This window comes from Bradyrhizobium sp. USDA 4473 (assembly GCF_054063335.1).
Genome location: NZ_JBSSGE010000001.1, coordinates 2,476,684 through 2,491,733, shown reverse-complemented (window position 1 = coordinate 2,491,733; position 15,050 = coordinate 2,476,684). Strand labels below are relative to the sequence as shown.

The 15,050-nt window shown below is 65.5% G+C and carries 13 protein-coding genes; 9 read left to right on the top strand and 4 right to left on the bottom strand.

All coding sequences use genetic code 11. From position 1 onward, the window contains the following. Nucleotides 1-60 precede the first annotated feature (60 nt). From tldD to ACVW17_RS11590, 4 genes are all read left to right on the top strand, one after another. The gene (gene tldD, locus ACVW17_RS11605; RefSeq protein WP_028334625.1) at nucleotides 61-1,485 is read left to right on the top strand and encodes a metalloprotease TldD; all 1,425 of its coding nucleotides are present in this window, start codon (nucleotides 61-63) and stop codon (nucleotides 1,483-1,485) included. Next, nucleotides 1,485-2,255 (top strand): signal peptidase I, encoded by a 771-nt coding sequence (gene lepB, locus ACVW17_RS11600; protein WP_456752013.1) that lies wholly within the window; start codon nucleotides 1,485-1,487, stop codon nucleotides 2,253-2,255. Before tldD ends, lepB begins: the two co-directional genes overlap by 1 nt. Before the next feature lie 115 nt (nucleotides 2,256-2,370). Next, on the top strand, nucleotides 2,371-2,712 hold the full coding sequence (locus ACVW17_RS11595) for an MmcQ/YjbR family DNA-binding protein (protein ID WP_456752012.1): 342 nt from the start codon (nucleotides 2,371-2,373) through the stop codon (nucleotides 2,710-2,712). 90 nt (nucleotides 2,713-2,802) lie between these two features. Next, on the top strand, nucleotides 2,803-3,369 hold the full coding sequence (locus tag ACVW17_RS11590) for a nucleotidyltransferase family protein (protein WP_456752011.1): 567 nt from the start codon (nucleotides 2,803-2,805) through the stop codon (nucleotides 3,367-3,369). Between the two features lie 108 nt (nucleotides 3,370-3,477). Here ACVW17_RS11590 and ACVW17_RS11585 read toward each other — a convergent pair whose 3' ends face one another. From ACVW17_RS11585 to ACVW17_RS11575, 3 genes are all read right to left on the bottom strand, one after another. Then, on the bottom strand, nucleotides 3,478-4,032 hold the full coding sequence (locus tag ACVW17_RS11585) for a PAN domain-containing protein (RefSeq protein ID WP_456752010.1): 555 nt from the start codon (nucleotides 4,030-4,032) through the stop codon (nucleotides 3,478-3,480). Nucleotides 4,033-4,174: 142 nt separating this feature from the next. Next, entirely contained in the window at nucleotides 4,175-5,545 is a 1,371-nt protein-coding gene (locus ACVW17_RS11580; protein WP_456752009.1) for a glutamate--cysteine ligase, read from the bottom strand. A gap of 93 nt (nucleotides 5,546-5,638) precedes the next feature. Further along, nucleotides 5,639-6,151, bottom strand: a complete 513-nt coding sequence (locus tag ACVW17_RS11575; protein ID WP_456752008.1) for a MarR family winged helix-turn-helix transcriptional regulator — start codon at nucleotides 6,149-6,151, stop codon at nucleotides 5,639-5,641. Nucleotides 6,152-6,281: 130 nt separating this feature from the next. Here ACVW17_RS11575 and gstA point away from each other — a divergent pair, with 130 nt between their 5' ends. From gstA to ACVW17_RS11550, 5 genes are all read left to right on the top strand, one after another. After that, on the top strand, nucleotides 6,282-6,899 hold the full coding sequence (gene gstA, locus ACVW17_RS11570) for a glutathione transferase GstA (RefSeq protein WP_456752007.1): 618 nt from the start codon (nucleotides 6,282-6,284) through the stop codon (nucleotides 6,897-6,899). Between the two features lie 183 nt (nucleotides 6,900-7,082). Next, nucleotides 7,083-8,663 carry a hypothetical protein gene (locus ACVW17_RS11565; RefSeq protein WP_456797135.1) on the top strand — a complete coding sequence of 527 codons (1,581 nt, stop codon included), beginning with the start codon at nucleotides 7,083-7,085 and terminating at the stop codon, nucleotides 8,661-8,663. Between the two features lie 99 nt (nucleotides 8,664-8,762). Continuing rightward, entirely contained in the window at nucleotides 8,763-10,547 is a 1,785-nt protein-coding gene (locus tag ACVW17_RS11560; protein WP_456752005.1) for a type I secretion system permease/ATPase, read from the top strand. After that, entirely contained in the window at nucleotides 10,540-11,832 is a 1,293-nt protein-coding gene (locus tag ACVW17_RS11555; RefSeq protein ID WP_456752004.1) for an HlyD family type I secretion periplasmic adaptor subunit, read from the top strand. Before ACVW17_RS11560 ends, ACVW17_RS11555 begins: the two co-directional genes overlap by 8 nt. A gap of 171 nt (nucleotides 11,833-12,003) precedes the next feature. After that, entirely contained in the window at nucleotides 12,004-12,312 is a 309-nt protein-coding gene (locus ACVW17_RS11550) for a hypothetical protein (RefSeq protein ID WP_456752003.1), read from the top strand. 514 nt (nucleotides 12,313-12,826) lie between these two features. On the opposite strand, the gene ACVW17_RS11545 is transcribed toward ACVW17_RS11550, so the two are convergent. Further along, nucleotides 12,827-15,040 (bottom strand): 3-hydroxyacyl-CoA dehydrogenase NAD-binding domain-containing protein, encoded by a 2,214-nt coding sequence (locus ACVW17_RS11545; RefSeq protein ID WP_456752002.1) that lies wholly within the window; start codon nucleotides 15,038-15,040, stop codon nucleotides 12,827-12,829. Nucleotides 15,041-15,050 lie beyond the last annotated feature (10 nt).

The window sequence follows — 15,050 nt, the reverse complement described above, 5'->3', positions numbered from 1 at the left end:
TTGCGCTTCAGGCAAGGATGACACGGAACGCCCAAGGAATCGCACTGCGTCGGAGTGACCATGACCAATCCCGCCACGACCTCCCTGCTCGACCGCGCCAATCTGGACCGCGATGCCGTCCGCCGCGAGGTGTCGCGCGGCCTTGAAGGCGCTGACGACGGCGAGCTGTTCCTGGAGTTCGGGCAGACCGAGGCGCTGGTGTTCGACAATGGAAGGCTGAAGCAGGCGACCTACGACACCTCGCAGGGCTTTGGCCTGCGCGCCGTCAAGGACGACGCTGTCGGCTACGCGCATTCCTCCGACGTCTCGATTCCGGCGCTGATCCGCGCGGCCGACGCTGTCGCCGCCGTGCGCGGCGGTTATGCCGGCACGTTCGCCGCGGCGCCGGCCCACACCAACATCAAGCTCTACGGCGACGAGAACCCGCTGGACGGCCCGGCGTTCGAGGCAAAGGTCAAGCTGCTCGGCGAGATCGATGCCTATGTTCGGGACAAGGACCCGCGGGTGCGGCAGGTCTCGGCCAGCCTCACCGCGACCTGGCAGGTGGTGGAGATCCTGCGGCCCGACGGCGAGAGCTATCGCGACATCCGCCCGCTGGTGCGCGTCAACATCTCCGTGGTCGCCGGCCAGGGTGACCGCCAGGAGAGCGGCAGCAAGGGTTATGGCGGCCGTGAGGGCTATGCCCGCTTCATCGAGACCAAGGCCTGGCGCGACGCCGCCGACGGCGCGTTGCGCGAGGCGCTGGTCAATCTCGAATCGGTGCCGGCGCCCGCCGGCGAGATGGACGTGGTGTTAGGGGCCGGCTGGCCCGGTGTGATGCTGCATGAAGCGGTCGGCCACGGGCTCGAGGGCGATTTCAACCGCAAGCAGACGTCAGCCTTCGCCGGCCTGATGGGCCAGCAGGTCGCGGCCAAGGGCGTCACCGTGGTCGACGACGGCACCATGGCCTCGCGCCGCGGCTCGCTGTCGATCGACGACGAGGGCACGCCGACCAACCGCACCGTGCTGATCGAGGACGGCATCCTGGTCGGCTACATGCAGGATCGCCAGAACGCCCGGCTGATGGGCATGAAACCGACCGGCAACGGCAGGCGACAAAGCTATGCCCATGTGCCGATGCCGCGCATGACCAACACCTACATGCTGTCGGGCGACCGCGACCCGGCCGAGATCATCGCCTCGGTGAAGAACGGCATGTATGCCGCCAATTTCGGTGGCGGCCAGGTCGACATCACCTCGGGCAAATACGTGTTCCAGTGCACCGAGGCCTACAAGATCGAGAACGGCAAGCTCGGCGCGCCGCTGAAGGGCGCCATGCTGATCGGCAATGGACCGACCGATCTCCACAGGATCACCATGATCGGCAACGATCTTGCGCTGGATACGGGAATCGGCACTTGCGGCAAGAACGGCCAGGGTGTGCCGGTCGGCGTCGGCCAGCCGACGCTCAGGATGGAACGGATTACGGTCGGAGGAACGGGCTAGTGAGCAGCGGAAACGAAGTCGTGGCAGCCAAGCAAACCAGCTGGCGCGGGCAGGCCGTGCAACTGGCTGCGATCGTGGCCGTCGTATTCCTCGCCAAGGGCGCGATCGCCGAGCCGTTCTACGTGCCGTCGGGCTCGATGGAGCCGACGCTGTTGATCGGCGACGCGCTGGTCGCCTCGAAATTCCCCTATGGCTACGGCGCGGCGTCGCTGCCGATCCAGATCACGCTGCCGGAAACCGGCCGGGTGTTCGGCGAGACGCCGAAGCGCGGCGACGTCGTCGTGTTCCGCTGGCCGGGCGACCGCTCGCAGGCCTGGGTCAAGCGCGTGGTCGGACTGCCTGGTGATCGCATCCAGATGCGGCAGGGCCAGCTCTTCATCAACGATCATCCGGCGGCGCTGAAGCCCGATGGCACCGGCTTTGCCGAAGATGATCGCGGCGGCGGCGAGGACGCCTACCGTTACATCGAGACGCTGCCGAACGGCGTCAGCCACGCGATCTTCAAGATCCGCGACAACGGCCGGCTCGACAACACCGCCGAGGTGACGGTGCCGGAAGGCAAGCTGTTCGTGCTCGGCGACAACCGGGATAATTCCGCTGACAGCCGCGTGCCGGTGCGCGACGGCGGCGTCGGCCTGTTGCCGATCGACAATCTGATCGGCCGTGCCGATGCGGTGGTCGGTTCCTGGGACATGGGCATCCGCAGCCAGCCGGTCTGGACCTGGCTGTCCGGCTTCCGCCTCGCGCGCTTCTTCACCTCGGTGCAGTAGACGGACCCGTAGCCCGGATGGAGCGAAGCGCAATCCGGGGCAAGTCCCTCATCCTGCGAGAAACCCCGGATTGCGCTGCGCTCCATCCGGGCTACGTACTTCACGGGCACCGGCCGTGACCTTCGAGGACATCAGGCACATCGCACTGGCGTGGCCGGAGGTCGAGGACGGCTCGTCCTACGGCACGCCGGCACTGAAGGTGCGCAAGAAGATGCTGGTGCGGCTCAAGGAGGACGGCGACAGCCTGGTGATCCCCGGCGTGCCGCCCGACGAGCGCGACATGCTGGTCGAGAGCCAGCCCAAGATCTTCTATTTCACCGATCACTACCGCGATTATCCGATCGTGCTGATCCGCTTGTCGAAGGCCAAGCGCGCCACCATCGAGCCGCTGCTGCGCCGGCACTGGCGCACGCTGGCATCGAAGAAGGCGGTCAGGGATTTCGACGCAAATGGCTAGCATCGTAAGGCGGGTTAGCCGTAGGCGTAACCCGCCGCGTTCGCGGCGCAAGAGATGGTGGGTTACGCTAACCCACCCTGCGGCATCTCGATGACCTCAGACCAATTCCTCGCTGCTGCGCTGCGCAACCCCGTCAATCCAGCGATCATCGACGAGCTGCATCGTCTCGCCTTGCCCGATGCCTGGCTGGTCGCCGGCTGCCTGGTGCAGAGCGTGTGGAATGTGCTGACGAAGCGGCCGCTCGGTCACGGCATCAACGACTACGACGTGTTCTATTTCGACCCGGATACGTCGTGGGAGGCCGAGGACGCTATCATCCGCGACCTCACGGCGCGGCTCGGCCACCTCGGCGCCGCGATCGAGGTCCGCAACCAGGCCCGTGTCCATCTCTGGTATCCCGGCAAGCACGGCGTGCCCTACCCCGCGCTGTCGCGTTCGACCGACGGCATCGATCGCTTCCTCAGCGCGAATGTACAGGTCGGCATCCGCCGCAGCGCGGAAGGCTACGACGTCTATGCGCCGAAAGGCTTTGGCGATGTCGCCGGCCTGATCGTACGACCGAACCGCACCGCGAATTTTTCGCCGGCGAACTACGCGGCGAAGGCCGCGCGGTGGAAGGCGCTGTGGCCGGAGATCACGGTGCTCGAGGCGGAGTGAACTTGCCGTAGCCCGGATCGAGCGAAGCGAAATCCGGGGCAGGTCCATCCGCGGCGAGAGCAATCCCGGATGCCCTTCACTCCATCCGGGCTACGGAATCTTTGCGCGTCACCGCACCACGCCTGACGTGAACCCGGCCTTCCGCCGCGGCGGCTTGATCTCCTTCTTCAGGAAGCAATGCGCGTCGCGGCCGGCATAGCCGGGCCGGGCGTAGGTCCATGCGCGGCACTTGTTGTCGGCGATGCAGGCGGCCTGGCAGGCCTCGTCGCCGTCGCTGCTCTTCAACTCGAAATTCTTGTAGTCGCCGCCGAGGCGGTCGATCGAGGTCTCGATGGCGCCGTTGCGCGGTTCGACCACGCCCGCGCCGCGCACCCCGGAGACGCAGCAGACGTCCTGCACCCGCGGCGGCACGGTGTTCTTCAGCCAGCACACCGCGCCATTGTTGGTGTCGGTCGGATAGTTGAAACTCCAGGCCCGGCAGCGGCGGTCGCGCTCGCAGGTCAGCGCGCAATCGGCCGGATCGCCGGTCGAGACCGGCGCGTTCAGATAGTCGCCGCCGGGACGGTCGAAATTGGTCTGCGCCGATGCCGGGCACGCGACGACTGCGGCCACGAAAACCGCGAACAACACCACACACGCCCTAAAGAGGCGGCCTATCCCCATGAGATTGCTTTCAAATTCGTGCAGCCCCGCGCATCCGCGGGGCGTCATTTGAACGCCATGAACCTGTACGGCTGATGAACGGCGGGTGCGACACCCAAGCCGTCGGCCCGCATGTCAGGCCTCGATCCAGCCCAGGTGGGGATTAGAAGGCGTACTCCTGATAGGCCGGTTCCACCGAGCCTTTCCAGGCGCCGTTGAACTTCTCCAGCATCTCCTCGGCCGGCGAACGGCCGCTCTCGATGATGCGCTCGAGCGGTTCGAGGAAGCGGCTCTCGTCGCGTCCGAGATGGTCGATCCGGCCGCGCCGCCGCAATCCGGCATGCGACAGGATCAGGCACTCCTTGGCGATCTCGAACAGATAGCGGTCCTTGATCCGCGCCTTGAAACCGAAACGCGGCACGTCGTCGCGCAGCGCCTGCCGCTCCGGCGCGGTCCAGTGCCGGACGATGTCCCAGGCGGCATCGAGGCTGTCATTGTCGTAGAGCAGCCCGACCCAGAACGCCGGCAGCGCCGGCAACCGGCCCCACGGCACGCCGTCGGCACCACGCATCTCGAGGTAACGTTTCAGCCGCACCTCGGGGAAGATCGTCGAGAGATGATTGGCCCAGTCCGACAAAGTCGGCCGCTCGCCGGGGAAAGCGGCATTCTTGCCGGCGAAGAAATCGCGGAACGAGGAGCCCGCGACGTCGATATATTCGTCGCCACGCTTGACGAAATACATCGGCACGTCGAGCGCATAGTCGACATAGCGCTCGTAGCCCATGCCGTCCTCGAAGGCGAACGGGATCATGCCCGAGCGCGCATTGTCGGTGTCGCGCCAGATCTCGGAGCGGAACGACAGGAAGCCGTTCGGCTTGCCTTCGGTGAACGGCGAGTTGGCGAACAGCGCGGTCGCGATCGGCTGCAATGCCAGCGACACCCGCAGCTTCTTCACCATGTCGGCTTCGGACGAGAAGTCGAGATTGGTCTGCACCGTGCAGGTCCGGAACATCATGTCGAGGCCGTATTTGCCGACCTTCGGCATATAGTTTCGCATGATCTTGTAGCGCCCCTTGGGCATCACGGGGATCTGCGCCCGCGACCAGGACGGCGTCATGCCGAGACCGAGGAAGCCGATCCCGAGTGGGGTTGCGATCTCGCGCACCTGCGCCAGATGCGCCATCAATTCTGACTGGGTCTGATGCACGCTCTCGACCGGCGCGCCCGACAATTCGAACTGCCCGCCCGGCTCGAGCGAAATCGCCCCGCCGCCGGTGACGTCGTAGAGCCCGATGATGTTGCCGCGCTCCATGATCGGCTCCCAGCCGAGCAGCAGCTTCATGCCCTCGAGCAACGCGCCGATGCCCTTGGCGCCTTCATAGGGCACGGGCTGGTGGCCCTCGAGGGTGAACGGGGTCTTCTCGTGCTCGGTGCCGATCCGGAATTCGGACTCCGGCTTCACGCCGGCTTCAATCCACGCCACGAGTTCGTCGCGCGACTGCAGCGGCGTCATGTCGATCTGGTCACGCGCCATAGAAAATCCAACTCAAGGGCGCTTCGATCGAAGACGCGTGGTGGCAGGGGCATCCACGGGCCACAACGGCCGCGGATGATGGGATCAGGACTATCATCGGGCAGGCACGCCGTCTCGTGCGGACGCTGCCTTGGTATCGTTCTTGACGTCGTCTTTGCCGTCGCCGCAGGAGCAGCCGAGACGGTCGAGCAGACCGCACAGCCGCGCCGCATCGGCATCGGACAGTTTCGAGCCGACATGCTTGTCGATCGCGGCGGAATAGGCGTTCCACATCTTCTTCTGCAGCTCGCGGCCGGCCTCGGTGATCTCGACGAACTGACCGCGCTTGTCGATCTTGCATTCGCGCCGGGCGGCAAGCCCCTCGTCGACCAGCTTGTCGATCAGCCGCGAGGTCGAATATTGCGGGATCAGCATCTGCCGCTCGAGCTCGACCGGGCGCAGCTCGCCGGACGGCGCGCGCGACAGCTCGAGCAGGGCGTCATACCAGGCGAGCGGCGGAAAGCCGGCCTTCTTCAGATCCTGCTCGACGCAGTCGAGCACCCGGCTCGGCACCCGCATCAGCCGGATCCAGGCGGCCGTCGCCTCGCTCGATAGCTTGCGTTTCATCGTCTAGCCCATAAGGTCCCGGCACCGACTGTACCGCACTGAATGCATCTGCATCAATCTTGACTATTTCATGCAGGTGCATGTAGGCAATCCCTCTCCGGACGCCAAGAACAAGGGAAGGAATACCCCCATGAAGCTTTATTACTCCCCCGGCGCATGCTCCCTCTCCCCCCACATCGCCCTGCTCGAGGCCGGCCTGCCCTATGACCTGATCAAGGTCGATCTGCGCGCCAAGAAGCTCGAAAACGGCGACGATTTCCTGCAAGTGAACCCCAAGGGCCAGGTGCCGGCGCTGGCGCTGGATACCGGCGAGATGGTCACCGAAGGACCGATCATCATCCAGATGATCGCCGACCGGGTCGCCGAGCGGAAGCTGGCACCGGCGCGGGATTCCAACGAGCGCTACAAGCTGCTCGAATGGCTGAACTACATCACGACCGAGCTGCACAAGAACCTCGGCCCGATGTTCTCGCCCGTGCTGTCAGACGACGCCAAGGCGTTCTTCAAGGATCGCGCCATGGGCAAGTTCAAATATGTCGAGAGCCAGCTCGGCGGACGCGAATATTTGATGGGCAACCAGTTCACGGTCGCCGACGGCTACCTCTTCACCATGCTCATGTGGGCGCAGGACCGGCTCGGCTTCGACTTCTCCGGCCTGCCGAATGTGACGGCCTACAAGGCTCGCATCGCGGCGCGCCCGAAGGTGCAGGAAGCGCTGAAGAAGGAAGGCCTGCTGAAGGCAGCGTAAGCTTGCAACGGATCGACGTCCGGCCTCGCCTAATCGCGAGGCCGGCGCTTATTTCCTGACAATTTTCGACAGATTTCCGCGTTCCACGTTACGCGATGTTCTCCACGACCGCGCAGGCCACGAAACCCTAAGCGCGATCAGCCAGTTGAGTGCCCACTCGATCAACCTGGCGTGGAGAAGCGTATGACTACCTCTGATCGCGACGCCTATCGTGACCAATACATCGCCATGGGCGGCATGGTCGGCGACAGCGCCGCCACAACGTCCGACTCCGGTGCAACGGGTCAGCCCACGGGATCGGACACCACTTCGTCGCAAGGCGACACGACACCGCCTCAACAAGGTGGCTCGGGCACCGGTACACCCTCGACGGGATCGCAGGCTTCCGGTGGCGACGGCGGCTCGGATACCGGGAGTGGTGGGGGCAGCTCGGATACCGGCGGTGGCGGCACCACGACGCCGCCTGGCCAAACCGGAAACCCCGGACTACCGGGATTGGGCGGCATAGTCGGCGGTGACGGCAGCCTCAACCTTGCCGGCAATGACGGCATCTTGCAGCCGGTGCTCACGGCTGTGAACGGCGCGGTCAACGACACCAACACTGGTGTGCTCGATCCAGTCGGCCAGGCGACCGGAGTGGGCGATCTCGTGCACGACGTGACCGGCCTCGCCGCAACGATCGGCCTGGGCGAGATCGGCATTCCCACGCCCGCAGCCGACGGCCACACCAACCTATTGACCGATCTCCTCAACGTGCCTGGAACGCTGCTTGATGGCGGCGGGCTCGGCACGGTGCTGACCGAGGTCGGCAGCGATCTCAATGACATCGTCCACTCGGTCGACGGTGTCGTCGGATCGCTGACCGGAGACAATGGCCTCGTCGGCTCGCTGCTCGGAAATACCGGGCTTGTCGGCTCCCTGCTCGGCGATACCGGCCTCGGGTCGCTGCTCGGCGGCACCGACGCGACCGCCCCGGTGACGGGCGTCGTTCAGACGGTGGACGGCGTGATCGGCTCCTTGCTTGGCGAGACGGGTGTCGGATCCGTGCTCGGCGGCACCACCGGCGTACTCGCGCCGGTGACAGAAGCCATCCATGCAGTGGATGGCATCGTCGGCTCTGTGCTCGGAGATGCAGGCGCAGGATCGCTGCTCGGCGGCACCGGCATAGTCGGGTCAGTGCTCGGCGACAACGGCGTCGGCTCCGTGCTCGGCGGCACTGGCCCGCTAAGCCCGGTGACGGGCCTGCTCGGCCATGTGCTGCACGACGTGGAGACGCTGCCGCTGCTCAGTATCAATGGCGGCAACAACGCTAGTGATGGCGGGCTGCTGGGCGGATTGCTCGGCAACCTTTCCGGCTCCAGCACCGGTCACCTCGCCGAGGTCGACGTGGGCCCGGAGCAGACGAACGGAAACGCGATCAACGTCCTGGCCGCGCCGACATCGGGCGACCATCACACGATCGAGGTCAACGCCGTCGACGTAGGCCAGCACGGTCCGCAGCTGCTCGACCTCGGCGCGTTGACCGGCGCGAGCGGTATCAACGTCCCGAGCCTGGGCGGCACCGGTGCCGATGGACTGACCGGCAATGTGCTTGGCGGCCTGAATCTCGGCCATCTGCTCGGCGGCAATATCGCATCCGGGAACACCGCAAACGCGCCCGTGTCCGTTCCGGTCGACATCGATTCGGACGTGCATGACCTGATCCCGGCGCCGCTGGCCGGCGATCACGGCATCCTCCATAGCCACGGCACGCATATACTCTGACGCCGCAAGGCCTCGCGGAAGCGCGGATCCCGCCGCGCTTCCGCGAGCTTCCTCACCAATCGATTTGGGCATCACGGCTCGAACATCCGCGAGGGCGAGATGATCGGTCAGGGCAAAAGGTTTTCATCGCTGCCGGCGGAGATCCGCAATGCCGTGCTGGCGCTGCGCGGCGCGCTGATTGCGACCGCGATGGCGAGCGGGCTGGTCAATCTCCTGATGCTGGTCGGGCCGATCTTCATGCTGCAGACCTACGACCGCGTGCTGCCGAGCCGCAGCATCGCAACCCTGGTTGGGCTGCTGCTGATCGCGCTGACCCTGCTGCTGGTCCAGGCCGGCGTCGACATGCTCCGCAGCAGGCTGCTGGCGCGCATTGCCGAGATCTTCGATGAGAGCATGCGCGCCGCCGTCTTCGACAGCGTCCAGTACACCGCCCTCAGCCGTCCAAACAGCGACGGCCTGCAAACCATGCGCGATCTCGACACGATCAGGGGTTTCATCGCCGGCAGCGGACTGATCGCGATCTGCGACCTGCCATGGGCTCCGCTCTACATCATCGTCTGCACGCTGTTTCATCCGCTGATGGGACTGGCGGTGGCCGGTGGCGCCATTGCACTGGCGCTGATCACGGTCGGCGCCGAGCTGTTCACGCGCACGCCGGCGCGGTCGCTGGTCGCGCTCGCATCTTCGCGGTGGCAAATGGCCGAGACCGCATACCACCATGCTGCGGTCGTGCATGCGCTCGGCATGCGGCGGCGGATGGCCGAATTGTGGTCGGACCGCACCAAGGCCTATCTCGAGGCGCAGCGCGTAACCTCCGACCTGACCGGCACGTTCGGCAGCACCTCGCGCCTGCTGCGCACGATCCTGCAATCCGGCGTGCTGGCGCTCGGCGCCTGGCTCGTGATCAACCAGCAGGCGACCGCCGGCGTCATGCTGGCCGCCACGATCCTGTCGATCCGTGCGCTGGCGCCGATCGAGCTCGCGATCGCCAATTGGCGCAGCTTCATTTCGGTGCGCGCCAGCCTTGCCCGGCTTGCCGACGCCCTGGCCGCGGTGCCCGCACCACTGCCGCCGACCCCATTGCCTGCGCCGAAGCATGACATCCGCGTCACCTCGCTCAGCCTGACGGCGCCGGGAACCAGCACGGTGGTGCTGCACGAGGTGAGCTTCGGGTTGCGCGCCGGCAGTGCGGTCGCGGTGGTCGGACCGAGCGGCTCCGGCAAATCCACCCTGGCGCGCGCCCTGGTCGGCGTCAGCGCTCCGGCGCGCGGCGTGATCCGGATCGACGGCGCCACGCTCGCGCAATGGGACCCGCTCGCGCTGGGCCCATCGATCGGCTATCTGCCGCAAGACGTCGCACTGCTTCGCGGCACGGTGGCGCAGAACATTTCGCGCTTCGCGGCGGTGCCCGACTCGGGCCGGTTGATCGCCGCCGCACGCGAGGCCGATGTGCATGAGCTGATCCTTCGGCTGCCTGACGGCTACGAGACCGAAGTAGGCGATGGCGGCCTGATGCTGTCGGGCGGCCAGCGGCAGCGCATCGCACTGGCGCGGGCGCTGTACGGCGATCCGTTCCTGATCGTGCTCGACGAACCGAACTCGAACCTCGACACCGAGGGCGAGCGCGCGCTGATCCGCGCCATCGCCCGGGTCCGCGCCCGCGGCGGGATCGTGGTCGTGATCGCGCATCGGCCGGCGGTGCTGCAAGCGGTCGACCACATGCTGGTGCTGAACGAAGGGCGCATGCACGCGTTCGGCACCACGGCAGCGGTGCTGCCGCTGCTGACGGCGAAGGCGCAACAGCCGTCACCGCCTTCTGCCCCGGCTGCAACGCCGGTGCGCCGCCGGCGCAAGAAGCAGGTGGAGCCCCGGCAAGATGCCTAGCGCCCGGCAATCGGTTCATCACCATATTCTGGCGGTTGCGATTGCCGCGATCTTCCTCGTTGCCAGCATCGGCATCATGGGCGCCGCCACCAAGATGTCGGGCGCGATCATCGCGCAGGGATCGCTTGTCGTCGAATCCAGTGTCAAGAAGGTGCAGCATCCCTCCGGGGGCGTCGCCAAGAAGCTCCTGGTCGAAGACGGCGCCCATGTCGCGCGGGACGATCTCTTGATCTTGATGGACGAAACCGTCGCGCAGGCCAATCTGACCGCGGTCACCAAGAGCCTGTGGGAGCTCGAGGCCCGGCGGGCCCGGCTACAGGCCGAGCGCGACGGCGATGCCGAGATCGCCTTCCCTGACAGCGTGGCGTCGAGCCGCGATCCGGCCGCACAATCGGTCATCTCGGGCGAGCGCCGCTTCTTCCAGCTGCGCCGGGACGCCAATGACGGACAGAAGCGGCAATTGCAGGAGCAGATCGCGCAGCTCAGGGAGCAGATCAGCGGCATGCAGGATCAACTGACCGCCAAGAAGCAGGAAGCCGACCTGATCGCCCACGAATTGACCGGCGTGCAGCAGCTCTGGGAGCAGCGCCTGGTCTCGCTGTCCCGCCTTTCTGCGCTTCAACGCGACTCGGCGCGGCTGCTTGGCGAACGCGGTCAGCTCACCGCATCGATCGCGCAGGCCAAGGGCAAGATCTCGGAAACCGAGTTGAAGATCCTGCAGGTCGATCAGGACTTCCGCTCTGGCGTCGCCAAGGAGCTCGCCGATATCCGCGCCAAATATGCCGACATGATCGAGAAGCAGGTCACGGCGAAAGACCAGACCGAAAAGCTCGAGATCCGCGCGCCGCAGGCCGGCGTGGTGCACGACCTGACCATCCACACCCAGGGCGGCGTCATTGCCGCGGGTGAGACCATCATGACCATCGTGCCCGACCAGGACAATCTGATCGTGGAAACTCATGTTGCGCCGCAGGATATCGATCAGGTCAAGCTGGGCGCACCGACCGTGCTGCGGTTCACCAATTTCAATCAGCGCACCACGCCGGAGATCGAGGGCGAGGTCAGCCGGATCGGCGCCGACGTCTCGCGAGACGACAAGACGGCTCCGACCTACTTCCTTGTGCGCATTGCGATTCCGCGACCCGAGCTGAACAAGCTCGCGACCACGCATTTGCTGCCGGGCATGCCGGTCGAGGTGTTCATCCCGACCACCGAGCGGACGGTGCTGTCCTATCTGATGAAGCCGCTGGCGGACCAGGTGCACCGCGCCTTCAGGGAGAAATGAGCAGTGCAAACATTTCAGCACGCGCTGGAACAAATCGAATTTAATCCGCATTCTACCGGTTAAGACTAAGTCGGTGCACTTCCGGCTGAGGGCGTAGCTGTCCTTGTTCGTGCGATCCAACTGACCGACTATGACCTGCGGCGCGCCCTCCGCTCCAACTGGTCTGAAACTGTGACGATCGCCTTGATGCTTTTATCGGCCAGCACGCTCGTTGGGTTGGCCACCAGTTTTTGCTTTCGGGTTTGGACATTGATGCTGGTATCGCCGCTGATCGCGGTGCTCGCGGCCATCGTGCTCCAATCCGACGGCTACGCCTTTGCCAGCGGAGGCCCGATCGTCGTCGCCTGCCTCGCCTTCAACCAGATCGCCTATCTCGCCGGCGCTTTGCTGTTGCCCGAGAATGACGGCTCAATTGCGCAAGAAATCGACGGCATTCCAGGCCGCCGCGGCGAGCACAAGGTCCACGGCCAGAACGAATAGGATCAGGCCGATCCACGACGGGCCCTTGCGCCGCAACCGCAGCGGAATAAGCCGTGACGGCGGCGAGAGCGAGAAGAAACGCTTGCCCGCGGCCTCAGCGGCACTGTCCTTGAGCACAGAACGCATTGCAGGACACCCCAGCCCGATCGTCGTCTTGCTGATCGTCTTCGATCGACCAGCAAGAGTGATGCCAGCAGCGTGGTGCCAGTGGAGAGCAAGCGTGGCGGGACTTTGACCGCCGTGACCGTAGCGCAACAGGATCAAGTCGGATCGATGACCCGCTTGATCGTGTCGCACGCTGGAGTTCGATGACTTTGCTTTAGGTCGAGCAGCGGAACGCGGCATCACCTCGCCCCGCGTGCGGGGAGAGGTCGGAACGCATCGTCAGATGCGTTCCGGGTGAGGGGGAGCCTCGGCGAACGCAGCTCTGACCCGATATGCGGAGACGGCCCGTCACCTCAACCCTCTCCCCGTGAGAACGACGTGAGAACGGGGAGAGGGAGTGAAGAGGCGCTTACGCCGCCTGCTTCTTCGGCGGGAAGCGGCCGTAGAAGGTCTCGCCCTTGGCCGCCATCTCCTCGAGCAGCTTCGGCGGCGTGAAGCGCGAACCGTACTTCTTCTCGAAGGCGTGGCACAGCGCGACGAAGTTCTTGGTGCCCATGAAGTCGATATAGGACAGCGCTCCGCCGGTGAACGGCGCAAAGCCGAAGCCGAGGATCGAGCCGACATCCGCCTCGCGCACGTCGGTGATGACGTGATCCTCGACGGTGCGCGCGGCTTCCACCGCCTGCACCACCAGGAATCGCTGCTTCAACTCCTCGACGCTGAGCGTGTCGGGATCGAGCTGCCTGGGCTGCAGATTGGCGAGCCCCGGCCACAGGCTCTTCTGACCCTTGCCCTTCTCGGGATAGTCGTAGAAGCCCTTGCCGTTCTTGCGGCCGAAGCGGCCCTGCTTCTCGACCATCTCGACCATTAGCTTCTTCTGCGCCTGGTCGATCGCGTTGGGGCCGAGATCGGCCTCGGTCGCCTTGGTGATCTTCAGCCCGAGATCGAGCGCGACCTCGTCCTGCAGCGACAGCGGCCCGACCGGCATGCCGGCCATCTTGGCGGTGTTCTCGATCATCGCCGGCGGCACGCCTTCGAGCAGCATCTCATTGCCCTCGGAGATGTAGCGCATCACGCAGCGGTTGGCGAAGAAGCCGCGGCTATCGTTCACCACGATCGGCGTCTTGCCGATCGCGCGGACATAGTCGAGCGCGGTCGCCAGCGCGACGTCGCCGGTGTTCTTGCCCAGGATGATCTCGACCAGCATCATCTTCTCGACCGGCGAGAAGAAGTGGATGCCGATGAACTTGCCCTGGTCCTTGAACTCCTCGGCCAGCGAATTGATCGGCAGGGTCGAGGTGTTGGAGGCGAAGATCGCGTCCGGCTTCAGCAGCGGCTGCGCCTTGGCATAGGTGTCGGCCTTGACCTTGCGATCCTCGAACACCGCCTCGATGACGAGGTCGCAGTCCGAGATCACGTTGTAATCTGCCGTCGCCGAGATCCGCGCCAGGATGGCGTCGGCGGCCTCCTGCTTCATGCGGCCCTTGGCGATCAGGCCGTCGACCACGGTCTTGGCGTGGCCCCTGCCCTTGTCGGCGCTTTCCTGGTCACGATCGACCAGCACGACGTCGATGCCGGCCTGCGCCGAGACATAGCCGACGCTGGCGCCCATGAAGCCGGCGCCGATCACGGCGAGCTTCTTCACCTTGGTCGGTGGCACATTGGCCGGACGGCGCGCGCCCTTGTTCAGCTCCTGCATCGACAGGAACAGCGAGCGGATCATCGCCGCCGCTTCCTTCGAGCGCAGCACCTTGGTGAAGTAGCGCGACTCGACCCGCAGCGCGGTGTCGATCGGCAACTGCAGGCCTTCATAGACGCAGCTCATGATGGCGCGCGCGGCCGGATAATTGTCGTAGGTCTCGCGGCGATAGATCGCGTTGCCAGCCGGGAACATCTGCATGCCGGCCTTCGAGAACACCAGGCCGCCGGGCAGCTTGAAGCCCTTCTCGTCCCACGGCGCGACCGCCTTGCCGCCGCCCTTGATCCAGTCCTTGGCGACCTTGATCAGATCGGCCGTGGGCACCACGGCGTGGATCAGATTGAGCGCCTTGGCACGCGTCAGATCGACGGCCTCACCCTTGAGCAGCAACTGCATCGCATCCGCCGGCTGCACGAGACGCGGCACGCGCTGGGTGCCGCCGGCGCCGGGGAACAGGCCGACCTTGATCTCGGGCAGGCCGAGCCGGGTCTTCGGGTTCTCGGCTGCGACGCGGTAGTGACAGGCCAGGGTGATCTCGAAGCCGCCGCCGAGCGCAAGCCCGTTGATCGCGGCGACCCAAGGCTTGCCCGAGGTCTCGATCGCGCGGAACGACAGCGACATCTGGCGGCTCTGCTCGAACAGCATCTGGTTCGCGGCTTCCTCACCCTTCTCCTTGAAGAGCTGCGCGTAGGCGCGGTTCATGCCCTCGAGCATCGAGAGGTCGGCACCGGCGCAGAACGCCTCCTTGGCCGAGGTGATGACGACGCCCTTGATCGCGGGATCGCTGGTCGTCCGCTTGATGATCTCGCCGATCTCCTGCGTGGAGACCTCGTCGAACACGTTCATCGAACGCCCGGGGATATCCCAGGTGACCAGCGCAATGCCGTCGCCATCGACGTCGAACTTGAAATTCTTGTAAGCCATGTTGCTCGCT

Excerpts from the sequence above, each read along its gene's own strand:
- tldD (WP_028334625.1), top strand. The coding sequence starts at position 61 with ATGACCAATCCCGCCACGACCTCCCTGCTCGACCGCGCCAATCTGGAC.
- ACVW17_RS11590 (WP_456752011.1), top strand. The coding sequence starts at position 2,803 with ATGACCTCAGACCAATTCCTCGCTGCTGCGCTGCGCAACCCCGTCAAT.
- ACVW17_RS11585 (WP_456752010.1), bottom strand. The coding sequence starts at position 4,032 with ATGGGGATAGGCCGCCTCTTTAGGGCGTGTGTGGTGTTGTTCGCGGTT.
- ACVW17_RS11580 (WP_456752009.1), bottom strand. The coding sequence starts at position 5,545 with ATGGCGCGTGACCAGATCGACATGACGCCGCTGCAGTCGCGCGACGAA.
- ACVW17_RS11575 (WP_456752008.1), bottom strand. The coding sequence starts at position 6,151 with ATGAAACGCAAGCTATCGAGCGAGGCGACGGCCGCCTGGATCCGGCTG.
- gstA (WP_456752007.1), top strand. The coding sequence starts at position 6,282 with ATGAAGCTTTATTACTCCCCCGGCGCATGCTCCCTCTCCCCCCACATC.
- ACVW17_RS11565 (WP_456797135.1), top strand. The coding sequence starts at position 7,083 with ATGACTACCTCTGATCGCGACGCCTATCGTGACCAATACATCGCCATG.
- ACVW17_RS11560 (WP_456752005.1), top strand. The coding sequence starts at position 8,763 with ATGATCGGTCAGGGCAAAAGGTTTTCATCGCTGCCGGCGGAGATCCGC.
- ACVW17_RS11555 (WP_456752004.1), top strand. The coding sequence starts at position 10,540 with ATGCCTAGCGCCCGGCAATCGGTTCATCACCATATTCTGGCGGTTGCG.
- ACVW17_RS11545 (WP_456752002.1), bottom strand. The coding sequence starts at position 15,040 with ATGGCTTACAAGAATTTCAAGTTCGACGTCGATGGCGACGGCATTGCG.